Source organism: Pseudarthrobacter sp. MDT1-22 (assembly GCF_054511035.1).
The window spans coordinates 114,921-137,500 of sequence record NZ_JBTNDK010000004.1 but is presented as its reverse complement, the minus strand read 5'-3'; the positions used below and the strand labels follow the sequence as shown (position 1 = coordinate 137,500).

At 66.8% G+C, this 22,580-nt stretch carries 17 protein-coding genes and 2 pseudogenes; 10 read left to right on the top strand and 9 right to left on the bottom strand.

All coding sequences use genetic code 11. The features are described from left to right. Positions 1–51 precede the first annotated feature (51 nt). The 5 genes from ACX80M_RS05295 to ACX80M_RS05275 form a co-directional block, all read right to left on the bottom strand. Positions 52–492 (bottom strand): YybH family protein, encoded by a 441-nt coding sequence (locus ACX80M_RS05295; RefSeq protein WP_058929593.1) that lies wholly within the window; start codon positions 490–492, stop codon positions 52–54. Positions 493–511: 19 nt separating this feature from the next. After that, the gene (locus tag ACX80M_RS05290; protein ID WP_459309173.1) at positions 512–2,326 is read right to left on the bottom strand and encodes an acetyl/propionyl/methylcrotonyl-CoA carboxylase subunit alpha; all 1,815 of its coding nucleotides are present in this window, start codon (positions 2,324–2,326) and stop codon (positions 512–514) included. A gap of 129 nt (positions 2,327–2,455) precedes the next feature. After that, complete coding sequence (locus ACX80M_RS05285; RefSeq protein WP_459309171.1) at positions 2,456–3,142, bottom strand: Maf family protein; 687 nt, start codon at positions 3,140–3,142, stop codon at positions 2,456–2,458. 9 nt (positions 3,143–3,151) lie between these two features. Continuing rightward, positions 3,152–5,677, bottom strand: coding sequence for an MMPL family transporter (locus tag ACX80M_RS05280; RefSeq protein WP_459309169.1), 2,526 nt, complete (start codon positions 5,675–5,677; stop codon positions 3,152–3,154). A 1-nt stretch (position 5,678) separates the two neighbouring features. Continuing rightward, a complete protein-coding gene (locus tag ACX80M_RS05275; RefSeq protein ID WP_252601132.1) occupies positions 5,679–6,368 on the bottom strand; it encodes a TetR/AcrR family transcriptional regulator in 690 nt (229 codons plus the stop codon). 160 nt (positions 6,369–6,528) lie between these two features. On the opposite strand from ACX80M_RS05275, the gene ACX80M_RS05270 reads away from it, so the two are divergent. Further along, positions 6,529–7,107, top strand: a complete 579-nt coding sequence (locus ACX80M_RS05270; protein ID WP_252601133.1) for a hypothetical protein — start codon at positions 6,529–6,531, stop codon at positions 7,105–7,107. 96 nt (positions 7,108–7,203) lie between these two features. Here ACX80M_RS05270 and ACX80M_RS05265 read toward each other — a convergent pair whose 3' ends face one another. From ACX80M_RS05265 to ACX80M_RS05250, 4 genes are all read right to left on the bottom strand, one after another. Beyond that, entirely contained in the window at positions 7,204–8,667 is a 1,464-nt protein-coding gene (locus ACX80M_RS05265; RefSeq protein WP_252601135.1) for a dicarboxylate/amino acid:cation symporter, read from the bottom strand. Between the two features lie 274 nt (positions 8,668–8,941). Then, the gene (locus ACX80M_RS05260; RefSeq protein ID WP_459309166.1) at positions 8,942–10,627 is read right to left on the bottom strand and encodes a DUF885 domain-containing protein; all 1,686 of its coding nucleotides are present in this window, start codon (positions 10,625–10,627) and stop codon (positions 8,942–8,944) included. Between the two features lie 9 nt (positions 10,628–10,636). After that, the gene (locus ACX80M_RS05255; RefSeq protein WP_252566216.1) at positions 10,637–10,900 is read right to left on the bottom strand and encodes an acyl-CoA carboxylase subunit epsilon; all 264 of its coding nucleotides are present in this window, start codon (positions 10,898–10,900) and stop codon (positions 10,637–10,639) included. Then, positions 10,897–12,480, bottom strand: a complete 1,584-nt coding sequence (locus ACX80M_RS05250; protein WP_252601138.1) for an acyl-CoA carboxylase subunit beta — start codon at positions 12,478–12,480, stop codon at positions 10,897–10,899. Before ACX80M_RS05250 ends, ACX80M_RS05255 begins: the two co-directional genes overlap by 4 nt. 235 nt (positions 12,481–12,715) lie before the next feature. Between ACX80M_RS05250 and ACX80M_RS05245 the strand changes: the two genes are divergently transcribed. The 9 genes and pseudogenes from ACX80M_RS05245 to ACX80M_RS05205 form a co-directional block, all read left to right on the top strand. Beyond that, the gene (locus ACX80M_RS05245) at positions 12,716–13,603 is read left to right on the top strand and encodes an SDR family oxidoreductase (protein WP_252601140.1); all 888 of its coding nucleotides are present in this window, start codon (positions 12,716–12,718) and stop codon (positions 13,601–13,603) included. Between the two features lie 68 nt (positions 13,604–13,671). Then, positions 13,672–14,580, top strand: coding sequence for a biotin--[acetyl-CoA-carboxylase] ligase (locus ACX80M_RS05240; RefSeq protein WP_141139922.1), 909 nt, complete (start codon positions 13,672–13,674; stop codon positions 14,578–14,580). Continuing rightward, a complete protein-coding gene (locus ACX80M_RS05235; RefSeq protein ID WP_252601142.1) occupies positions 14,573–15,172 on the top strand; it encodes a PH domain-containing protein in 600 nt (199 codons plus the stop codon). Before ACX80M_RS05240 ends, ACX80M_RS05235 begins: the two co-directional genes overlap by 8 nt. Then, entirely contained in the window at positions 15,162–16,286 is a 1,125-nt protein-coding gene (locus ACX80M_RS05230; protein WP_252601144.1) for an adenylate/guanylate cyclase domain-containing protein, read from the top strand. The genes ACX80M_RS05235 and ACX80M_RS05230 overlap by 11 nt, the downstream gene beginning before the upstream one ends. Before the next feature lie 275 nt (positions 16,287–16,561). After that, a pseudogene (locus ACX80M_RS05225) lies at positions 16,562–18,558 on the top strand (transglutaminase-like domain-containing protein); the annotation flags it as partial. A 218-nt stretch (positions 18,559–18,776) separates the two neighbouring features. Next, positions 18,777–20,030 carry an RDD family protein gene (locus tag ACX80M_RS05220; protein WP_459309161.1) on the top strand — a complete coding sequence of 418 codons (1,254 nt, stop codon included), beginning with the start codon at positions 18,777–18,779 and terminating at the stop codon, positions 20,028–20,030. Further along, entirely contained in the window at positions 20,027–20,929 is a 903-nt protein-coding gene (locus tag ACX80M_RS05215) for a PP2C family protein-serine/threonine phosphatase (protein ID WP_252599952.1), read from the top strand. The genes ACX80M_RS05220 and ACX80M_RS05215 overlap by 4 nt, the downstream gene beginning before the upstream one ends. A gap of 1 nt (position 20,930) precedes the next feature. Next, positions 20,931–21,416 carry a hypothetical protein gene (locus ACX80M_RS05210; RefSeq protein ID WP_252599953.1) on the top strand — a complete coding sequence of 162 codons (486 nt, stop codon included), beginning with the start codon at positions 20,931–20,933 and terminating at the stop codon, positions 21,414–21,416. Positions 21,417–21,936: 520 nt separating this feature from the next. Continuing rightward, positions 21,937–22,553: pseudogene (locus ACX80M_RS05205) on the top strand (FtsK/SpoIIIE domain-containing protein); the annotation flags it as partial. Positions 22,554–22,580: the final 27 nt, after the last annotated feature.

Sequence of the window (22,580 nt, the reverse complement as noted above, 5' to 3'; positions counted from 1 at the left end):
GCCTGCGGTTGGCGCCGGAGCACAGCCCCGGCGCCGTAGGCACGACTGCTGTCAGTGGCTGGCAGGCTGCGCGAAGGATCGCCGGGACTGCGGCTGCGCGGCCGGGTCTGCGTGGCGGTGGACCAGCTTCCAGTAGCCTTCTTCGCGCCGGAAGATGCTGGTCACACGGAGCGCGAATTCCTCTGGCGCTGCAGCGCTCTCCAGCCGGGCACGGAAGTGTTCCGTTTCCACCAGGTAGGCCGTGTCGCGTGCGGTGTAGGACGTGATGGTGTCGAACCCGAGCATCTCGCCGTCCTGGAACTGCCGGGATGCCTGGTCCAGCCGGGCCTCCACCTGGGCCCAGCCACGTGCGATGCCGCCGAACGGGTTGGCCAGCGTGACGTCGTCGAGCCTGGAATACAGGTCCTTGACGGCACCGGGATTCCCGCGGGTGATTTCCGGAACCGCCAGGTGGTAGCGGTCTACTTCTTCTTCAAAACTGGGTGCGAGCATGGGGTGCCTCCGGCAGGGTCTAGTCTTCGATCGTGGCGATGACGGCGCCGGCCGAAACCGTCTCACCGGCCACTGCGCTGAGTCCGGTGATGATGCCGGAACGGTGCGCGGTCAGGGGCTGTTCCATCTTCATCGCTTCGAGAACCACCACAAGGTCACCCTCGGACACAACGTCGCCGTTGGCCACGGCAACCTTGACGATGGTGCCCTGCATCGGGGAGGTCAGCGCGTCGCCGCCGGCGGCCGCAGCCGCTCCGCCTGAACGGAGGCGTTTCTTGGATTTGTTGGACTTCGCGCCGGCGGCGGAACCCACCCCGATCGAACCAAGGGAGGCCGGCAGGACAACCTCGAGGCGCTTGCCCCCCACTTCAACCACCACGCGCTGGCGTTCACCGGCGTCGCCACTGGCTTCAGCGGTTCCGTCCGGCGTCCAGGCGGGAATGTTGTTGACGAATTCGGTTTCAATCCAGCGGGTGTGGATGCTGAAAGGCCCTTCCGCGGGCGCAAAAGCCGGGTCCGAAACAACGGCGAGGTCGAACGGGATAACAGTGGGGATGCCCCCCACCACCATTTCCTCCAAGGCGCGCCGCGAACGCTGCAGGGCCTGGGCGCGGGTGGCGCCGGTGACGATCAGCTTGGAGAGCATCGAGTCGAAGTTGCCGCTGATGACATCGCCCTCCTCCACGCCGGAGTCGATCCGGATGCCGGGGCCTGTGGGGTTCTTCAGGGTGGTGATGGTGCCGGGGGCGGGCATGAAGTTGCGGCCCGGGTCCTCGCCGGTGATGCGGAATTCGAACGAGTGGCCGCGGACCTCGGGGTCGCCGTAGCCGATCTCCTCGCCGCGCGCCAGCCGGAACTGTTCGCGGACCAGGTCGATCCCCGTGACCTCTTCGGAGACGCAGTGCTCCACCTGGAGGCGGGTGTTGACCTCGAGGAAGGATATGGTGCCGTCCTGGCCCACCAGGAACTCGCAGGTTCCGGCGCCGAGGTAACCGGCTTCCTTCAGGATCGCCTTGGAGGATTCGTAGAGGCGGCGGTTCTGCTCTTCGGTGAGGAACGGGGCAGGTGCTTCTTCAACGAGCTTCTGGTTGCGGCGCTGCAGCGAGCAGTCACGCGTGGAGATGACCACGACGTTGCCGTGGGCGTCCGCGAGGCACTGCGTTTCGACGTGGCGAGGGGCGTCCAGGAAGCGTTCGATGAAGCACTCGCCGCGGCCGAAGGCTGCAGTGGCCTCACGGACGGCAGACTCGAAGAGCTCCGGGATTTCTTCGCGGGTGCGGGCCACCTTGATGCCGCGGCCGCCGCCGCCGAAGGCTGCCTTAATGGCCACGGGCAGGCCGAACTTGTCCACGAACTCGAGGATTTCCTCGGCGGACTGCACAGGATCGGCGGTGCCGGGGACCTGGGGTGCGCCCACTTTCTCCGCGATGTGGCGGGCCTGCACCTTGTCGCCGAGGGCCGAGATGGCCTCGGGGGACGGGCCGATCCAGGTGATGCCGGCCGCGATGACCTTGGTGGCGAACTCGGCGTTTTCGGCGAGGAAGCCATAACCGGGATGGATGCCGTCGGCACCGGACTGGCGGGCAACGTCAATGATCTTGTCCATCACCAGGTAGGACTCCGCGGCGGTGTTGCCACCGAGGGAGTAGGCCTCGTCGGCCAGCCTGACATGGAGCGCGTCGCGGTCCGGATCGGCGTAGACAGCCACGGAGGCAATGCCCTCGTCGCGAGCCGCGCGGATGATGCGCACTGCGATTTCGCCTCGGTTTGCGATCAGCACCTTGGTGAGGTTCGATTGCACGGGACTAGCGGACTGCTCCAAATTTGCTGACAAGGCGTCTCCTTCTTTCCTTCAGGGAGCCTAGCGCGATTTTGTGGGTTCCGCCGATATTACTTGCGGTTTCCGCGTGTAAACGGGCGCAGCTTTGTAGGGAACCTACAATTGGTCGGAAAATCGCCGCAATTATTCGGCGGACCACAGGTCCGTGATGCGTACGTTTGCGTGCCCGAGGAGACCGCGCAGCGTGGAGACTGACAGCCCGACGACGGCGTGCGGGTCCCCGTCCACCTTCCGGATGAACGCCCCGCCCAGGCCGTCTATGGTGAAAGAGCCGGCGCAGTGCAGCGGTTCGCCCGTGGCGATGTACGCGTCGATCTCTTCCGGATCCATCTCCGTGAAGTGGACCTCGGCGGAGGCGACCGCCCCGAGCGTGGCGCCGGATCCCGGTGCCGGGCTGCCGCCGTCGGCCGCTGCGTCGGTGCCTATCTCGGCGGGCTCGTCATCGGCTGCCGTCGCGCGGCAGTCCACCAGCCAGTGCCCGGTGTGCAGGACACCGCTGTTGCCGCTCATCCGCAGCATCCGTTCGCGGGCGACGGCGGCCGTGTACGGTTTGCCGTGCGCCTCGCCGTCGAACTCGAAGACGGAGTCGCAGCCAATGACCAGCGCGCCCTCCGCTTCCGGCAACGCGGCTACCGCCTCGGCCTTGGCGCGGGCCAGCAGCAGCGCGGTATCGTGCGGATCCGTGACGCCGTAGCGCGCCTGGACCGCTTCCTCGTCCACGTCGGAGACCAGCACGGAGTGCCGGATACCGGCGTCGGCCAGGAGCTTGGTGCGGGCGGGGGACTGGGAGGCGAGGATGAGGCGGGTCACCGCTTTAGCCTAGTGGACGGGCTCGGTCAGCTTCTGCGGCTCGTTTTCGCGGCGTTCCAGCCGGGCGCCCTCCACGTCCACATCCGGGAGGATCCGGTCCAGCCATTTCGGCAGCCACCAGGTCTTCTCGCCGAGCAGGTACATCACAGCAGGGACGATGGTCATGCGGACCACAAACGCGTCCAGCAGCACACCGAACGCCATGGCGAAGCCCAGCGGCCGGACCATGGTCAGGTGGCTGAAGATGAAGCCGGCGAACACACTGACCATGATGATCGCCGCGGCGGTCACCACGGCGCCGGCATGGCTGAAGCCGATGCGTACGGCCTTCTTGGCCGGCGCGCCATGCATATAGGACTCACGCATGCCGGACGCGATGAACACCTGGTAGTCCATCGCCAGGCCGAACAGCACACCGATCAGGATGATCGGCAGGAAGCTCAGCACCGCGCCGGGATTGGCGACGTCGAACAAGCCGCCCAGCCAGCCCCACTGGTAGACGGCCACCACCAGGCCGAACGCGGCGGCCAGGGACAGCAGGAAACCGCCGGTTGCCAGGAAGGGAACCACGATGGAGCGGAATACCAGCAGCAGCAGGATGAGGGAAAGCCCGACGACGATCGCCAGGTACGGCGGCAGGGCGTCACCGAGTTTTGTGGAGACGTCGATGTTGCCGGCGGTCTGCCCGGTCAGGCCGATGGTGACCCCCGTTTCGGCCTGGATCTGGGTGCCGCGTTCGCGGAGTTCGCTCACCACCTGCACTGTGCCGGCCTTGGCGGGCCCCTCTGCCGGGATGACCTGGAACACGGCGGTGCGGCCGTCTTCACTCAGTGCCACGGGCACTGTTGCCACCACGTTGTCCACGCCCCGGATCAGGTCCGCGACGTCATACTGCAGTTCCTGGGCCTGGGCTTCGTCCAGGCCGGCCGGGAATTCACCCACCACCACAATGGGTCCGGTGACGCCTTCGCCGAAGCTGCGGGCGGTGACGTCATAGGCCTGGTAGGCCTCGGAGTCCACCGGTTCGGAGCCGCCGTCGGGCAGTGCCAACTGGAGCTGCGCGGCGGGCAGGGCCAGCGTTCCCAGCACGAGTACGCCGGCGACGAGCGCCACGACGGGGTGCCTGGTAACCAGGCCGCCCCAGCCCCGGGTGCTGTTTTCCTCATCCTTGGCCTCGTCGGCAACCTCGTGGCCGGCCTCGGCGTTGTGGGCCTCGGCCTTGGCCCAGGCCCGCCGGGAAATGATGCGCCGGCCGATCAGGGACAGCAGGGCCGGGGTCAGGGTGAGCGCCACCAGGACGGCCACCGCGACGGTGCCGGCAGCTGCCAGGCCCATCACGCTCAGGAACGGCAACCCGGGCACCACCAGGGCGGCCAGGGCGATGATGACCGTCAGGCCGGCAAAAAGCACGGCGTTGCCCGAGGTTCCGGTGGCGCGTGCCACGGATTCCTCGGGGTCCATGCCTGCCAGCAGCTGGGTCCGGTGCCGGTTGACGATGAACAGGGAGTAGTCAATGCCCACGGCGAGGCCAAGCATCAGCGCGAGCATGGGGGAGATGGAGCTCATCTCGAAGGCGCCGGACAGGGCGAACGTGATGCCCACGCCGACACCGACGCCGATGACGGCCATCAGCAGCGGCAGGCCCGCGGCAATGAGCGTCCCCAGCATCAGGATCAGGACCAGGGCCGCCACACCGATGCCGATGATTTCGGCCGTGCCGAAGAGTTCTGAAATGTCTTCGGTGATTTCCTTGCTGGCCAGCGCCGTCACGCCCACGGACGAAGTCTCATGCGCGATGTCCTGGACCTGCTGGCGCACCGCCGGGGTGAGGGCGTTGATGGAGGTGTTGAACTGCACCTGTGCCACGGCAGCCTGGCCGTCCGCCGAGACAAACCGGATCCCGCCGGATGCCTCCGCCTGCCGCTTGCCCAGATCGAGCTTGGCCTTGGCGTCCTCCCACTCCTGTGTGCCGGCGTCGAGCTGCGCCTGGCCCTGTGCCAGGGCGGCCATCTGCGCTCCGAGCTTGGCCTCGACCATGGCTGGGGTTGCGCCGCCGGCGGCGAGCTGCTGTTCCGCGTCGTTCAGCTGCGCGGTGCCGGCGTCGAGCTCGGCACGTGAGGCATCGAGGCGGGCCTTGCCCGCGGTGAGCTGCTGCTCGCCGTCGGCGATTTCATGCCCGGCCTGGTCCAGCTGGGCCTGCGTGTCGAACGGATCCACCGTGGCCTTGACGTCAGGCAGTTCCCCAAGCTTGGTGAGGGAGGCAGTGACGGCGGCGCGGCTTCCGTCAGTAAAGCCGCCTTCCGGGGCTTCAAAGACGATCGTGGCAGAGCCGCCCGACGCTGCCGGCAGTTCCTGCTTCAGCTTGTCCGCGATCCGCTGCGTCTCAGTGCCCGGAATCTGGAAGTTGTTGGACAGCGTGCCGTGGAAGGCCGCTGCTGAGCCGCCGACGGCCACGAGCGCCGCGAGCCAGAGCGAAATAACCAGCCAGCGGTGGCGGTAGGCGAACTTGCCGAGGCGGTAGAGCAGCAGGGCCATGTCAGAGCCGTTCTTTGTTGAGGTGGGTAGTGGCGGTTGTGGACGTCGCGGAGGGGCTGGCTGCCGGAACGGGGCTGCCGAAGCCGGAGCCGAGGTGGCCCATGGCGTCAATGAGCAGTTGCCGCAGCACAGCGAGTGATGCGGGGGAGAGATCGGCGCCGCATCGGGCGAACCACACGTCCATGGCCGCCTTCCCGCAGGAGATGACGGAGCCTGCGAGGGCGCGCAGGTACAGTTCGTCGACGACGGCGCCCGGGGTTCCGGCGAAGCGCTCCCGGGCCGCGGTGATGATCTCTTCGGTGCAGTGGTCCCACGCCTCAAGTTCGGACCGGGACAGGACCGCGTTGTCCTGGGTGAAGGTGAAGAGTTCAGCCAGCGGCGCCACCGTCATGGGGTCGGCCAGCTGCATCAGGGCAGCGCGCGCCGATTCGAGGATGGGCTCGTCGGTGGGCCGCTGCCGGAACTGCTGAAGGGCGTTGTCCAGGAACCCGTGCGTCATGGAGGCCAGCGCGGCCTCGGTGCTGCTGAAGTAGTTGAAGAAGGTGCGGCGCGAGACCCCGGCAGATTCGGCGATGTCTTCCACCGTGAAATTCCCGGGTCCCCGGGCGCGCAGCAGGGTCAAAGCGGCATCGGTGATGGCCTGGCGGGTGGCGGCTTTGTTCAGCTCACGGCGCGAGAGAAGTTCGGGCATTAAATTACACTACGTGCAAGTTTGCACGCCGCGCAAGTTGATTCACAGGAAGATGAAAGGTTCCCGACAGCTGAGCCTGAACCTGCCGCCGAAGACTGGAAGAGTCCCGTCTGGGACATCTTCACCAGCCGTCACCGGACGGCAGATCCAGGAGACAAGAATGGTACGCACAAAGAGAATTGCCCTTGGCCTCACGGGCACCGCGCTGGCCCTTGGCGCCGGGATCGGCGTCGCCGGCATGGCGTCCGCAACCACGACGCCGACGCCCACCCCCAGCGCCAGCTCAAGCGCCTCCGTCGACGGGAGCACCGGCACTGCCCCAGCTGAAGGGAAGGGCTTGCGGGGCGGCCATGGCCACGGCGGCTTCCGCGGCGTGGACGCAGCGGAACTTGCCACCAAGCTGGGCGTGGACGAGGCCAAGGTGACGGAGGCCCTGAAGGCCTACCGCGAGGCCAACAAGCCCACCACCCCGCCGGCCGACGGAACTGAAGGAACCCGGCCGGACCCGGCCGCGAAGCAGGCCGAGCTCGCGAAGTCCCTCGCGGCGACGCTCGGCATCGACGAGGCCAAGGTCACGGCGGCGCTTGAAGAGCTGCGCACCGCCGAGCAGGCAGATCGCGCCGCGGCCCTGAAGACGCGCCTGGACCAGGCCGTCACCGACGGCAAGCTGACCCAGGCCGAGGCCGACGCCGTGACCAAGGCGGTCCAGAACGGAGTCATCGGAGGTGGCGGCCGCTAACAAGAGGCCGGGCTGAGCGAATCCCGGCACAGAATAAGGAGAAGTCCCCGGGAGCACTTCCCGGGGACTTCTCCTGTTTGCTGTTCGAGCTGTGGGTCAGGCCTTCGCGTCGGCCAGTTCGCGTCCGGCTTCCGGAGAGTCAGTACCTCCGGCGATGGCGGAAGGATCCGCGGCGGAGGAGTCGGCGTCGTCGTCCACAAACGGAGTGCCGTTGCGGGGTGCGTTGTAGAGCGCCTCGTCGAGCATGCCCTGCCGTTTGGCCACGATGGTGGGGACCAGTGCCTGGCCCGCGACGTTGACCGCGGTGCGGCCCATGTCCAGGACGGGATCGATCGCCAGCAGGAGTCCCACGCCGGCCAGAGGCAGCCCCAGCGTGGAGAGCGTCAGGGTGAGCATTACGACTGCGCCGGTGGTGCCGGCCGTTGCGGCGGAACCGAGAACCGAGACGAGCGCGATGAGGAGGTAGTGGCTGGCTTCCAGCTGGACGCCGAAGAACTGGGCCACAAAGATGGCGGAGATCGCGGGGTAGATCGCGGCGCAGCCGTCCATCTTGGTGGTGGCCCCCAGGGGTACGGCGAAGGAAGCGTAGGCGCGGGGAACACCCAGGCTGCGCTCGGTGACGCGCTGGGTCAGCGGCAGGGTTCCGATCGAGGAGCGGGACACAAACGCGAGCTGCACGGCGGGCCATACCCCGGAGAAGTACTGCTTCACGGACAGGCCGTGCGAGCGGATCAGCGTCGGGTAAACCACAAACAGCACCAGGGCCAGGCCAACGTAGATGGCGAAGGTGAACTTGCCGAGCGCGCCGATGGTGTCCCAGCCGTATACGGCCGCGGCGTTGCCGATCAGTCCCACCGTGCCGAGCGGGGCGATGCGGATGATCCACCAGAGGACCTTCTGGATGACGGCCAGCGCCGAAGCGTTGAGGTTCAGGAACGGCTCGGCAGCCTTGCCGACCTTGAGGGCGGCGACGCCGACGGCGATGGCAATCACCAGGATCTGGAGCACGTTGAAGCTGATGGAGGTGCTGACTGTGGTGGCCGCGGTGGCGCTTTCAGTCACGGTGGAGCTGGCACCGAGGCCGAGGAAGTTCTTGGGGAACAGCCCGATCAGGAAGGACCACCAGTCACCGGACTTGCCGGCGTACTTGGCCTCCTGGGTGATGCCGGTGTTGGCGCCGGGCTGCAGGAGCACGCCGAGGCCGATGCCGATCACGACGGCGATCAGGGACGTGATGGCGAACCACAGCAGGGTGTTCCAGGCCAGCTTGGCGGCGTTGGAGACTTGGCGCAGGTTCGAGATCGAGCTCACCACGGCGGTGAAGATCAGCGGAACCACCGCGGTCTGCAGCAGTGAAACGTAGCTGGAGCCGATGGTCTGCAGCGTGGCGCCGAGACCGTTGGGCTCTGCCTTGGTGCTGCCCGTGTACTTGGCCAGCAGGCCGAGGCCAAGGCCCACAATGAGGGCGGCGATGATCTGGAAACCGAACGAGCCGGCCCACGTGGGCAGCTGGAAGCCGGTCTTTCCTGCGGATTCGGGGGTGCGGGTTTGAGTGCTCACCAGAACACGCTAGGCCCGGGTTTCTTATCACCGCGAACAGATGTTGAGAAATGTTACGCTGCCCAATCGCGTTCAAAGCCCGGGAATCCCTCTAAATCCGCCGCCCTACAAGGCAATTGTGAAGTTATTCCCAGCCCGGATGTGGCAAGAGTCTCACCGAGGAGGGGATTTCGACAGGCTCAATCACCGGTGGGGGCCGCATCCGGCAGCGTGCGTCAGAGCGACGAAGGAGCAGCACGCCGAGGATGCGGGCCCCGCCGGGGCCACGAGAGACCTAAGAGAGCAGCGCCCGGCGGAGGGTATCGAGGCCTACGGAGCCGATGTTCAGCGCTCGCGTGTGGAAGGCCTTGAGGTCGAAGCCGGGCCGGGTTTCGAGGTCGGCCCGGATCTGTTCCCAGAGGCGCTGTCCCACTTTGTAGGACGGGGCCTGGCCGGGCCAGCCGAGGTAGCGGGTGAATTCGAATTTGAGCTGGCCTTCGCTGATGGGCAGGTTTTCCTTGAGGAACTCGTAGCCCGCCTCCGGGGTCCATGTTCCGCTACCCCAGCGTTCGGGGATCTCCAGTTCCAGGTGGACGCCGATGTCGAACACCACGCGGGCCGCCCGCATCCGCTGCATATCCAGCATGCCCATGTGGTCGCCAGGATCGGCCAGGTACCCGAGCTCCTGCATAAGCTTTTCGGCGTATAGGGCCCAGCCCTCGCCGTGGCCGGAGGTCCAGCAGATGTTGCGCCGCCACTTGTTCAGCAGTTCCCGCCGGTAGGTGGCGGTGGCCACCTGCATGTGGTGGCCGGGGACGCCTTCATGGAAGACCGTGGTGGTTTCGGCCCAGGTGGTAAAAGTGTCTTCGCCGGCAGGAACTGACCACCACATCCGGCCGGGACGGCTGAAGTCATCCGAGGGGCCCGTGTAGTAAATGCCACCCTCGTCGGTCGGGGCGATAAGGCATTCAAGCTTCTTCATCACGTCCGGGATCTCGAAGTGCACGCCGGCAAGCTCAGCAACTGCCTTGTCCGAGAGTTCCTGCATCCACGCCTTGAGGGCCTCCGTTCCCTTGAGTTGGCGGGCAGGGTCGTTGTTGAGGACGTCCTTGGCCTCCTCGACGCTGGCCCCTTGCTTGATGATGGACGCAGCATTTTCCTGCTCGGCGATGAGCCGGTCGAGTTCCTGGACTCCCCACGCGTAGGTCTCTTCGAGGTCGACGGCGGCGCCCAGGAAGGAGCGCGAGGCCAGGGCGTAGCGTTCCCGGCCAACTGCGTCCTGCTGCGGCGCGGCAGGGAGCAGTTCCGTGCGGAGGAACTCCGCGAGCTCCCGGTAGGCACGCCGGGCAGCGGCAGCGCCGGCGTCGAGCGTTTCCTGCGTTTCGCCCGGCAGGGGACCGTCCGCAGTCCGGGCCTCGGTGGTGAGCTTGGCGAAGAAGCCGTCTTCGGCGGCGTATTTGGTGGTCTGCTCGATGACGATTGAAACCTGGCGTTCGGCCGCGACCTTGCCCGCGTCCCGGGCCTGGCGCAGTGATTCGGTGTAGCCGCGGAGGGCGCCCCCGACGTTCAGCGCGCGGCCGGCGATGTGTTCCCAGTGCTCAGCGGTGTCTGTGGGCATCAGGTCGAAAATGGCCCGGATGTCCTGTGCGGGGGAGGCGATGTTGTTCAGCTCCGCCACGTCCCAGCCGGACTCGTGGATTTCCAGCTGGAGGCCCAGCCGTTCCCGCATGGCGTCCAGGGTGACGGTATCGACGTCGTCCTGGGGCGTGAGGCCCTCCAGGGCAGCAAGGGCCTTGCGGGCTTCCGCTGCGAAACCAGCGATGCCGGCGGGGGAGTAATCCGGGTACTCGGTCTCATGCCCCGGCAGCCCCAACTCGGTGGCAAGCGACGGGTTCAGGCGGATAAGCGTGTCGGTATAGTCATCCGCCACGGCATCGATGGCGGAGTGCGGACGGGCGGCGGGGGCGGCTTCGGTAGTCACCCCACGAGCCTAACCCCGGCTCCGCCTCCAGGCGCCGGGACCCGGCGTCGGGGCGAGCCGCAGCTGCTGGCGGCGCACCCAGTCACGGGCGGTGGGCTTCCCGTCGGCCACGGCGTCCGCGCTGCCCAGGGAAAGCACGACGGCGGTCAGCGCCGCGAGTTCCTCGGCCGAGGGTTGCCCTTTGACCACAGAGAGCACGGGGGCATCGGCGGGCGCATTGGTTTCGACAGGCTCAACCAACGGGGCTCCGACCAGCGGATCTTTCGCGATCACAGCGGGATGTTCCCGTGCTTCTTGGTGGGCAGGCTCGCCCGCTTGTCGCGGAGGGCGCGGAGGCCCCTGATGATCTGGCCCCGGGTATCGGACGGTGCGATGACCGCGTCCACGTAGCCCAGCTGGGCGGCCTGGTAGGGGTTCAGCAACTCTTCTTCGTACTGGCGGATGACCTCGGCGCGCCGGGCCTCAACGTCCCCGCCGGCCTCCGCAACGGCGGCCAGGTCGCGGCGGTACAGGATGTTGACGGCGCCCTGGGCACCCATCACGCCGATCTGCGCCGTGGGCCACGCCAGGTTCAGGTCCGCGCCGAGCTTCTTGGAGCCCATCACGATGTACGCGCCGCCGTAAGCCTTGCGGGTGATGACCGTCAGCTTGGGGACGGTGGCTTCGGCGTAGGCGTACAGCAGCTTGGCGCCGCGGCGGATGATGCCCTGGAACTCCTGGTCCTTGCCGGGCAGGAAGCCGGGCACATCCACCAGGGTGATGATGGGGACGTTGAAGGCGTCGCAGTTCCGGACGAAGCGGGCGGCCTTCTCCGAGGCTGCAATGTCCAGCGTGCCGGCGAACTGCAGCGGCTGGTTGGCCACGATCCCCACGGTGTGTCCCTCAACCCTGCCGTAGCCGATGATGACGTTGGGGGCATACAGGGACTGCATCTCCAGGAAGTGTGCGTCGTCAACGATCTGTTCGATGACTGTGCGCATGTCGTACGGCTGGTTGGCAGAGTCGGGGACGAGCGTGTCCAGGGCGAGGTCGTCGTCGTTGATCTCCAGCTCCTGCTGGTGCTCCAGCACCGGGGCCTCGGCGAGGTTGTTGGACGGCAGGAAGTCCAGCAGCTCGCGGACGAAATCGATGGCATCGGCTTCGTCGGAGGCGAGGTACGTGGAGGTGCCTGTGTTGGCATTGTGCTGGCGGGCGCCGCCGAGGGTTTCCATGTCCACGTCTTCGCCCGTGACGGTCTTGATGACGTCCGGCCCCGTGATGAACATGTGCGAGGTCTTGTCCACCATCACCACGTAGTCCGTGAGGGCGGGGGAGTAGGCCGCGCCGCCGGCTGACGGTCCCATGATGAGCGAGATCTGCGGGACGACGCCGGAAGCGTGGACGTTATTGCGGAAGATGTCGGCAAACATGGCAAGGGAGGCCACACCTTCCTGGATGCGGGCACCGCCGCCGTCGAGGATGCCCACTACGGGGCAGCCGTTGCGCAGGGCGAATTCCTGGACCTTGACGATCTTCTCGCCGTTGACCTGGCTCAACGATCCGCCGTAGACCGAGAAGTCCTGGCTGTAGACGGCAACGGGACGCCCGTCCACGGTGCCGTAGCCCGAGACCAGCCCGTCGCCGAGCGGCTTCTTCTTTTCCATGCCGAAGGCGGTGGAGCGGTGCACCGCCAGCGCGTCAAGCTCCACAAACGAGCCTTCGTCCAGCAGCAGGTCCACGCGCTCGCGGGCAGTGTTCTTGCCGCGTGCGTGCTGCTTCTCGATGGCTTCGGGGCCGGAGGGTTGTTCTGCACGGGCCTGGCGGTCGCGGAAATCGGCGATCTTTCCCGCTGTCGTTGTCAGATCGTGGCTCATCAAGTGTCTCCGGCTCTGTAGCAGATTGGTGCTGTAACAATGTGGTGCTGCGTGCGGTGGTAACTGGCAGGTCAGGTGCGGGATTTAAGTAGATTCCACACAAAAGACGAACCCTGCTGGCTAGTCTAATGACGCATCTGTGTGGGACGACTGTAGAAAACCTACAATTTTCCGCACTTTCCAGCGGTCAGCCCTATGTTACTCACCAGTAACATACCTCGGCTACAGTGGAGCCATGACTTCCAGCAACGACGCACGGTCCACTGCCGCAACGCCGTACCAGGCCGCCGGGTCCCTTCGGGGCCGCACCATTCTGATGTCCGGCGGCAGCCGCGGCATCGGGCTGGCCATTGCCACCCGGGCGGCACAGGACGGTGCCAATATTGTCCTGATGGCCAAGACCGGCCAGCCCCACGCCAAGCTGGCAGGCACCGTCTTCAGCGCCGCCGAGCAGGTGGAGGCCGCCGGGGGCCACGCCCTGGCAATCGTCGGTGATGTGCGCAGCGACGAAGACGTCGCAGGAGCCGTGGCGGCCGCCGTCGAACGCTTCGGCGGGATCGATATCGTGCTCAACAATGCATCCGCGATCGATCTCTCCACCACCGACGACGTGGACATGAAACGCTACGACCTGATGCAGGACATCAATGTCCGCGGCACGTTCCTGCTGTCCAAGCTGTCACTGCCCGCCCTGCGCAAATCGGCCCACGCACACATCCTGACGCTGTCGCCGCCCCTGAACCTTGACCCCCACTGGGCAGGCAGGCACCTGGCCTACACCATGGCCAAATACGGGATGAGCCTCACCACGCTGGGCCTTGCCGAAGAACTCAAGGCCGACGGAATCAACGTCAACTCGCTCTGGCCGTGCACCCTTATCGATACCGCGGCCATCCGGAACATGCCCGGCGGCCAGGAGATCGTCCAGGCCGCGCGCGGACCACAGATCATGGCCGACGCAGCCCACGCCGTCCTGACCGGCGGCAATCTGGCCGGCGCCGGTGCACCCAGCGGCAACTTCTACACGGACGAACAGGTGCTCCGCGCGGCGGGTGTCACCGACTTCCGTCCGTACAGCCTCGGGGCCGCGGAGGATCGCCTGGTTCCGGACATATTCCTCTGAGCTGCGGGTTCCAGTCATGTGGCTGTGGGAACAGCCAGCGGCGGCGCCTGAGTCGATAGGATTCAACCATGGATGACTCACACACCCCAGGAAATCCGTTGGATCGTGGAGCCTTGGCGGACCAGGATTTCCTGGCGGCCACCGGCATCGCCAAGGTGGTGGTGGTGGACTCCACCGGTTCCACCAACGCGGACCTCCTGCGCTCGGTGACGGTTGAGCCAAAGGAGTGGCCGGACCTGTCGGTGTTGACAGCCGAGTACCAGACCGCTGCCCGCGGACGCCTGGACCGGCGGTGGGAAGCGCCGCCGCTGAGCTCCGTGTCGGTGTCCCTGGTCCTGCGGCCCGCCAATGCCGAGGGCAGGCCCCTGCCCACGCACACGTATTCGTGGCTATCACTGCTGGGCGCGCTGGCGCTGCGGCAGACGCTTCTTGAGACCGCGGGCCTTCCGGCCGAGCTCAAGTGGCCCAATGATGTCCTGGTCCGTGGCCGCAAGATCGCGGGGATCCTGGCCCAGCTGGGGCCCATGGGGGACGGTTCTGTTCCTCCGGTCATTTTGGGGACCGGCCTGAACGTGACTTTGACCGCGTCGGAACTCCCGGTGCCCACAGCGACGTCGGTTGCCCTGGAAGAACCGCTGACTGTTGATCGGACCGTGCTGCTCAAGAGCTACCTCGCCCATTTCGCCGTGCTCTACCGCAGCTTCTGCAATGCCGACGGCGACCCCGCCGCCGGGATTGCCGGCGGCCCTTCGCTCCACAAACGGGTGGAGTCCGCCATGGCGACGCTGGGCAAGCAAGTGCGCGCGCAGCTGCCCGGTGACCACGAGATCATCGGGCACGCTTCGAGGCTGGACGAGTACGGCTCACTGCTGGTGGTGGACAAGGATCGCCGCGAGCATGTGGTCACCGCCGGCGATGTTGTCCACCTGCGCCCGTGGACCCCGCCAGGCCAGGGCGCTGAAAGCGGCTATGCGTAAAGGCCTCGTGCCGGGCGAGCAGGTCATTACGATCACCCGCCCGCAGCCGAGGAAGCTGGTCGGCCCGGCCGCAGCCTTTATTGCCGCACCGGCCGCTGCAGCTTTTGCCAGTGCCTGGACCGTGCGGGGCGAGGCTACCCGGCTGGTGCCGGTGGCTTCCGCTGACTGGACACCCTGGATCGTCCTTGCATGCGTCTTGGCCGCTGCGTGGATATGGTTGGCATATTGCCTGCCTCGGCTCCTGCGGTGGCAGGCAACCCGGTACATCCTCACGAGCCGGCGGATTATTGCCCGCTATGGCATGGTGCGGCGCCGGGACGAGCAGGTCAACCTCGCGTCGATCCGCAACGTGACGGTCCACCAGTCGGTGCTGCAGCGCATATTGCGCTCCGGGAATATATCCTTGGAAACCGGGTACCAAGGTGTGGTGAACATCCAGGACGTCCCGGAAGCAGTGCGGTTCCGGGACTTCGTGCTGGATGCGATTGACGAACTGCCTGTGGGCGGGGACCCGGGGACTGATGAGATATCGGATTACACAGACGAAGTGCTGCCGTGGGAGTTGAGAGAAGGTGGAGACGATGAACGATGAGGACCAGCGGGACGAAGCGGACCTGCCGGCTCCCGCCGTGCCCGAAGCCGCCCACCCGGCGACAGGCACACTCTCTCCGGAACGAGTGGCTGCCAAGGCTCTCGAGGCCCGGCTGTTGGGCGGCGAACGGAAGCTGCGGCGCCGTGAGGTGGCCGCCGGCGCAGGGCTGTCCCTCCTTTCTGCCCGTAAGCTGTGGCGTGCCCTCGGCTTCCCGAACTTCGGCGACGAAGACGTCGCCTTCACCGAACGGGATCAGGCTGCGCTGTCCACCGTGGTTGATCTGGTCCGCACCGGGGTGCTGACCGAAGAGGCCGCCATCTCCGTGACCCGGTCCATCGGACAGATGACAGACCGCATGGTGGTCTGGCAGATCGAGGCCCTGGTGGAGGACATGGTCCACGAGCAGGGCGTCACCGACGCTGTGGCCCGCAAGCGCCTGGTGAAGGAACTGCCCTCCCTGCTGGACGCGCTGGAGGAGATGCTGGTCTATTCGTGGCGGCGGCAGCTCAATGCCGGCGTGCAACGCCTGGCCGTGCGCGCCGAGGCCGGCCTGCAGGCCAGCGAAGAAGGCCGCGACGGGGACGAAGACGACGCCCCGCTGCCGCTGGCCCGCGCTGTCGGCTTTGCTGACCTGGTTTCGTATACGAGTCTCTCCCGCCGGATGAATGAAAAGACCCTCGCCCGGCTGGTCCAGCGCTTTGAGAACAAATGCGCCGAGATCATTTCCGTTGGCGGCGGGCGGCTGGTCAAGACCGTAGGCGACGAAGTCCTGTATATCGCGGAAACGCCGGCTGCCGGTGCCGAGATCTCGCTGGCCCTGGCACAGGCGTTCACCGAAGACGAGATCCTGCCGGAAGCGCGGGTGGCGATGGTCTGGGGCAGGATCCTGTCCCGGCTCGGGGACATCTACGGCCCCACAGTCAACCTCGCCGCCCGGCTTACCACGTTGGCGGATCCGGGAACGGTCCTGATCGACTCCATGACTGCTTCCGCGCTGGACCAGGACAAGCGCTTCATTCTCGTTCCGCAGCCTGCTGAAAATGTCCGCGGGTTCGGCGAAATCCATCCCGTGCTTCTGGCACGCGGTCAAGGAAAAGGCCTGGTCCTCGACTAGCCGTTTACCGTCCCCGGCCGCGACCTGCGGGTTTATCCAGTTGTTGGCGTATCACGCTATAGTCGACCGTGGCGGCGGCCTGTCCCGCAGCGCTAGGGGGGCGCTCCCCATCGCGGCCGCAGCCATGCTTCGGTAGGCTGACGCGGGGAACAGAGAGCCCGGTATCGGGTCTTTGGGGGGCCGCACTGGGGGCCGCGACACAATTGAGGGATTAGTAACGCTGTGACATCACTGCTGGGGAAATTCGGTCTCAAGAAGCGCCACAACAAGATCGTTACTGGCCACTGCTTCCCGTGCTGGGGCTTTTCGTCACGGGCATAGCTTTCAGCACCAACGCTGCCTTCCTCACCGTGGAGCGCGGCATCGATCTCACCGTCATTGCGATTGCCTGGGCCACCTTCCGCCGTGACGCGCTGCGGCGCAGCGACACGCGAAAAGTCTCAGTCAACCGTCCGCAGACCGATGCGGCCACAGCCCAGCGGGCCAAGCTCCGCCGGCTGGGCACGGCCGCTGCCGTGATCGCCGCAAACGTCGCCATTACCGCGGTGGCGGCGCCCCTGGTCACCGCCAGCGGTGACCGCAAGGTCCTGCGCAACGTGGTGGTTCCGCCGTTCGATCCCAAGGACTACGTCACGCCCCTGGCAAGCTTCCGGACGTTCGTCAAGGACAAGAAGGACGACACCCTGTTCGTGGTCAAAGGACTGCCCCGGGACGGCCGTGTCCGGCTGGGGGCTTTGGATGCCTTCAACGGCGCCAACTACAACATGGATCCCAACGGCTCCGGCAGCTTCAGCAAGGTGGGCGACACCGAATCCATCAACACCCTGGCCGACACCTCCGGCATCGTCCCCTCGAATGACTACTCCATCGACATCACCATCGAGGATTACCAGGGCTACTCCCGGGAGGCCGGAAGACCACCGGCCTGAGCTTTGACCAGAGCGCCTCCGCCGCGGCGTCGGGCCTGTACTTCAACGCAGGCACAGACACGGCCGTGACCACGCAGGGCCTGTCCAAGGGCGATTCCTACAGCGTCCAGGTGTCCGATCCCGTAAAGCTCGAACACGGTCAGTTGACACAGTACGACTTCGCGAAGATTACGCTGCCGGACGCCGTCGAGGTCCCGCCGGTGGTGGGGTCACAGGCCAACGACCTCTCGGCCGATGCGCCCACCGCGATTGACCGGGTCCGCCAGATCGAGGCGCATTTCCAAAAGACGGGCGCCTTCAGCAACGGCCTGGTGGCTGACGGCCAGCTGCCCAGCGTTTCCGGACACAGCTCGTCGCGGATCAGGAACCTGCTGACCGCCAAGCAGATGCTCGGCGACGACGAGCAGTATGCCGTGTCCATGTCGCTGATGCTCCGCCACCTGGGCATCCCGTCACGCGTCGTCATGGGCTTCTACCTCGAGCCGACCAGCCCCGAGAACGGCGCCGGCGAGGTAAAGGTCACGGGCAAGGACGTCCACGCCTGGGTTGAGGTGGCCTTCGACCGGGTGGGCTGGGTCAGCTTCGACCCCACACCGCCCAAGGACAACGTCCCCATCCCGCCGGACGCCGACGAGAAGAAAAACAATCCGTGGCTCTTCTGGGGTGCCCTGCTCGGGGCCCTGGGCATTGCCCTGATCCCGCTGTCCATCCTTGCCCTGCCGCTGCTGCTGATCGCGCTCCTTAAATCACGACGCCGGAAGGCCCGCCTCACGGAGGGGCACCCGGCCCAGCGTGTGGGCGGCGGTTGGAACGAGGTGGTGAGCCTCGCCTCGGATTTGGGCGCCGGCATCGACACCCGTGCAACCCGGCGCGAAAGCGCAGTGGTGCTTGCTGACTCGTTCCCGGCCACCGGGCAGACCCCCACCATGCTGGCGCACCGTGCGGATGCCTCCATCTTCGGCGCCGGCCAGCCCAGCGAGGAGGAGGTCCGGGAATACTGGACCATCGTGGACGGCTCGCTGAAGGAGATGGCCGGGACTTTGGGGTTCTGGCGCCGCCAGCAGGCCCGCTTCTCGCCCCGGTCGCTGCTGGCTGATGGCCGCAACGCCCTTAAGCTGCGCGGTACCAGGCTCGGGCTGGGCCCGCTGGTGCGTCCGTCCGGCCAGGGTTCCCCCGGATGGCGGTCCGCCACCGGTAGGGTGGGGACCGGCCCGGACGGTGCCGGAACCCCGAATCCGGCAGTTCAGGACAGCGGATCCGGGACGGCGGCGGCGGCGGCTTCCGAGCCTGATGAGTCCACCGTTATGCGGAACCCTGGCAGGAAGAACCCCACTGACTCATGATGAACGAGGCCGAGCGCTGCCAGCAGTGCCAGCAACTGATCCGGGGCGGCGCCACGTTCTGTCCGGCGTGCGGTGCTCCGCTGCCCAACAGGGCGGCACGCAGCGGACGCAACGTGGACCATGCACAGCGGGCCATGAAGGAGCGTGCGGCGGCGCACGCCAGCCAGAATCCCGGTACTATCCCGGTAGTACAAACGGCTCCAGGGGGAGGAACGGGAATGGCAGCCAATCTTGAGCTTGTTCCGGCCACGGCGGGGAAAGGGCTCGGCGCAGCAGTGCTCGACTGGCTGGCCCCCATCGCGGTCCTGGTGGTGACTTTCGCCATCGGATTCGCGGGAATCACCCGCACCCAAAGCGGCGGCTTCATCATCTATGACACCGGTTCGCTGGTGCTGTTCGGCAGCATCGGCCTGGGACTGACGCTGGTCTACCTGGCGGTCCTGGTGGGCATGGAAGGCCGGTCCGGGAAGACCCTCGGCAACCACGTCATGGGCATCCGCAGCGCTGACAAGGATGGTTACGCCCCCGGCGCCGGGGGAGTGTTCCTGCGCGGCCTCGTCACCGGCGCGGGCATCATCCTGGCGCTCCTGGCCGCCGTGGCCATCGTCATTTTCAAATGGTTCGATGTGGCTGTCTTCATCCTCGGACCGCTGCTTTTGGTCGGCGCGGTGTGGGCCGTGCTGGTGGTGGTTTCCAACACCTGGGACCGCAACGGCGGGCTCCGCGGCTGGCATGACACCGTGGCCAAAACGCTGGTGTTCGACGTCAAGGACGGCCGGAACCCCATCACGTCCGGCGGCATCCAGAGCCCGTACAGTTTCGCGCCCCTGGACCTCCCGCCTGTCCAGCAGGTCGCGTCGCCTGTGGCCGGGGCCGCAAAGCCGCCCCAGGTTGTGTCCGCCCAACAGCCGCCGGTCCAACAACCCGTGCAGCCGTACGCCCCGCAGCCGTACACGGCTCAACCGTCAGCCGCGCCGCCGTCGTTCGCACCCCAGCCGGACGCGCCGCCGTCGTCCACTCCTTTCCAGCCGCATGTCCCGTACGCGGCCCCTGCCGTTCCCGCGCCGGGCGCCCAGTTCCATCCCGATGACGACCTCGACCGCACGCAGATGCGCGGCGGCGCAACGAATGCGGCGCCCGTCGCCGTGCTGCGGTTAAAGCTCGACGACGGCCGGGACTTCCGTCTCGACCGCAACGTCCTGTTGGGCAGGAACCCCCTTGGCCAGGCGGGGGAGCAGCAGGCCCAGCTCCTGGCGGTCAGTGATCCCGGCCGCTCGATCTCCAAGACGCACCTCCACCTGCTGACCGACGGTGCCGGCATTTGGGTGACGGACCGGAACTCCACCAACGGCAGCGCCGTCACAACACCGGACGGACGGCGCACCCCACTGCAGCCGGGCGTGCCCGCTTTTGTCAGCCCGGGATCCACTGTCCACTTTGGTGACCGTTCCTTCCACCTAGGACAAGCATGAACTCACAGCCCGCCAGTGACCCAGCTGACGCAGACCACGGAACCGGCCTCAGCCTGAGTTACGGCTACGGAACGGACCGCGGGCTGCGCCGGGAATTGAACGAGGATTCCTTCATCGCCTCCGACCCCGTCTTCGCCGTGGCAGACGGCATGGGCGGACACGAAGCCGGCGAGATTGCCAGCGGCATGTGTGTGCGCGCCCTGGCTGCCATGCCGCAGCTCGCTACCGGGGAGCGCAGCATCACGGCGGCAGTGCTCCAGCAATATCTGCTCCGCGCCGACAGTTCCATCCGGGAGGTGACAGGTGCCCGCGCCGGGACCACGCTCACCGGAGCCGTTGTGGTGGAACAGATGGGCATGCCGTACTGGCTGGTCATGAACATCGGGGATTCCCGCACGTACCGGCTGAGCCAGGGGCACTTCGAGCAGGTCAGCGTGGACCATTCGGAGGTCCAGGAACTCGTGGATGCCGGTGAAATCACGCCTGAGCAGGCCACCGTCCATCCCCGCCGCCACGTTGTCACGAGGGCGCTGGGCACGGGGGACGAGACCGAGGCTGATTACTGGCTCCTGCCCGTGGAGGAAGGCGACCGGATCATGGTCTGCTCGGACGGGCTCAACGCAGAGCTGACGGATGAGCACATGTTCCGGATCCTTAGCACCGTGGGCCATCCGCAGGACGCGGTGGATGCCCTGATCCAGGCCGCGCTCCGCAACGGCGGAAGGGATAACGTCACCGTCATTGTGGTGGACGCCAGGAACGTGATGAACGACGGCGGCATCGCCACCACGGCGCCCCGCCCCTCCGCTGATGCCGCGGAAGAGGTCACCCTGCCCCGGGGGCGGATTGTTGACGCCAGCCGGCCGGCCGGCCGGGACGACGGAAGAGGGGAACACTGACATGGCCACCGCAACATACGCCGCGGGCACTTGGCTCGGTGTTGTCCGGGCCAACACTGTGGTCCTCCTGGGTCCCGGGACCCCCGCCTGCCCTGGTCCAGTCCCTGTGGGAACTGCTGGCGCACGCCCCGGAAGCCACGAAGTGCTCCACGCCGTCACCAGCAGTTTCGGCGTTTCCCTGGCGCAGATACCGTCGTTCGGGATAGTGGATTCCGGTGACGCGCTCCGGATCTTCCTCCGCGGCGACCTGGACCTGACCGTGCAGCTGCCCGGCGGCCCGGTGGACCTGAACGGGAGGGACGTCACCACCTGGACGGAGCGCCGCCTGGACACACCCGAGTGGTACCGCCTCACTGTGGCCGGAAACGGCCAGCCCGGGCCCGCGTTGCCGCTCAGCGATGGCGTGGTCCTGCTGGAGTCGCTGACAGTGTCGCTCACCGGAACTCCGGCGGACGAGGTGGCGGCTCCGGCTGGCCACACCCGCTGAGGTCGAGGCACCCACCGCTGTCGGCGGCGTCGTCCTCGTAGCGGACGACGAACCGGTCACTGAAACGGTAGCGGAGCCTGACTCTGAACCCGCGCCGGAAACTGCACCTGAGGCGGAAGCTGAGCCGGAACCTGAACTTGCACCTGAACCTGCGTCTGAACCAGCGCCGGAGCATGACCGGGAGGTCTAGGCAGAAACGGTGATGGGGCTCCTGGACGACGACTCCAATTTTGCTGCCGAAGCCCCGGAAGCCGAGCCGGACATGGAGCCCGCCCCGGAACCCACATATCCTGATCAGGTCCCGGCCCACGAAATGACCGGCAGCTACGACCACCTCTGGGAACGGACTGTTGTCCGCAGCATCGAGGACGCAGCCGTCCGGGACGAACCAGAGGAAGATCACGCCGTCCCCGCGGCACCTGTTGGCGCGTCTCCGGCACCGGTCGATGCGGCACAGGCGAACGCTCCAGGACAGCCGGAGGCAGCGGCCAGCCTGGCTCCTGCACACCCCGCCCACGAACCCGCAGGTCCACCTGCCACACCGCCTGCGGCCGCAGCGGCCGCCCGGACGATCGGCGGTCTCATCGACTCGATCCCGTGGCGGACCGGCGGGACGGTGGCGCTGGTGACCCTGGCGTACGCGCTGCGCCGATCCAATCCGGACACGGAGTTGGTGTACATCGGCTCGCGCCGCTCCGCAGTAGCGTCGCTGCCGCTCTGGAACCGTTCGGTGGTGGGTGTGCCGATGACCTGGCTGAGATCATCGAGGACCTCACCGAACACTCCTCCGGGAACCCCGGGAAACTGAAGATCTTCATCGAAGGCCTGACCGAGTTCACGGATACCGTTGCGGAATCGGGCGTTTCGCAGCTCGTGTCGGCCTCCATCAAGGCCGACCAGTGGGTCATCGGGGAATCGGAAACGTCAACCTGGTCCTCCGCCTGGTCCCTGGCCCAGCCCTTCAAATCCGGACGCCGGGGCCTGCTCATCAACCCGGGGGACATCGAAGGGGACAGCCTGCTCAACACGTCGCTGGGCCGGGTCAGTCCGGAGTTCATACCTGGCCGCGGCTACATCGTGGGACGCGGCAAGGCACGGAAACTGCAGATTGCCCTGCCGCCGGAAAACAGGGGCTGAGCCGTTGCCTTCCACCGGGCCGTAAAT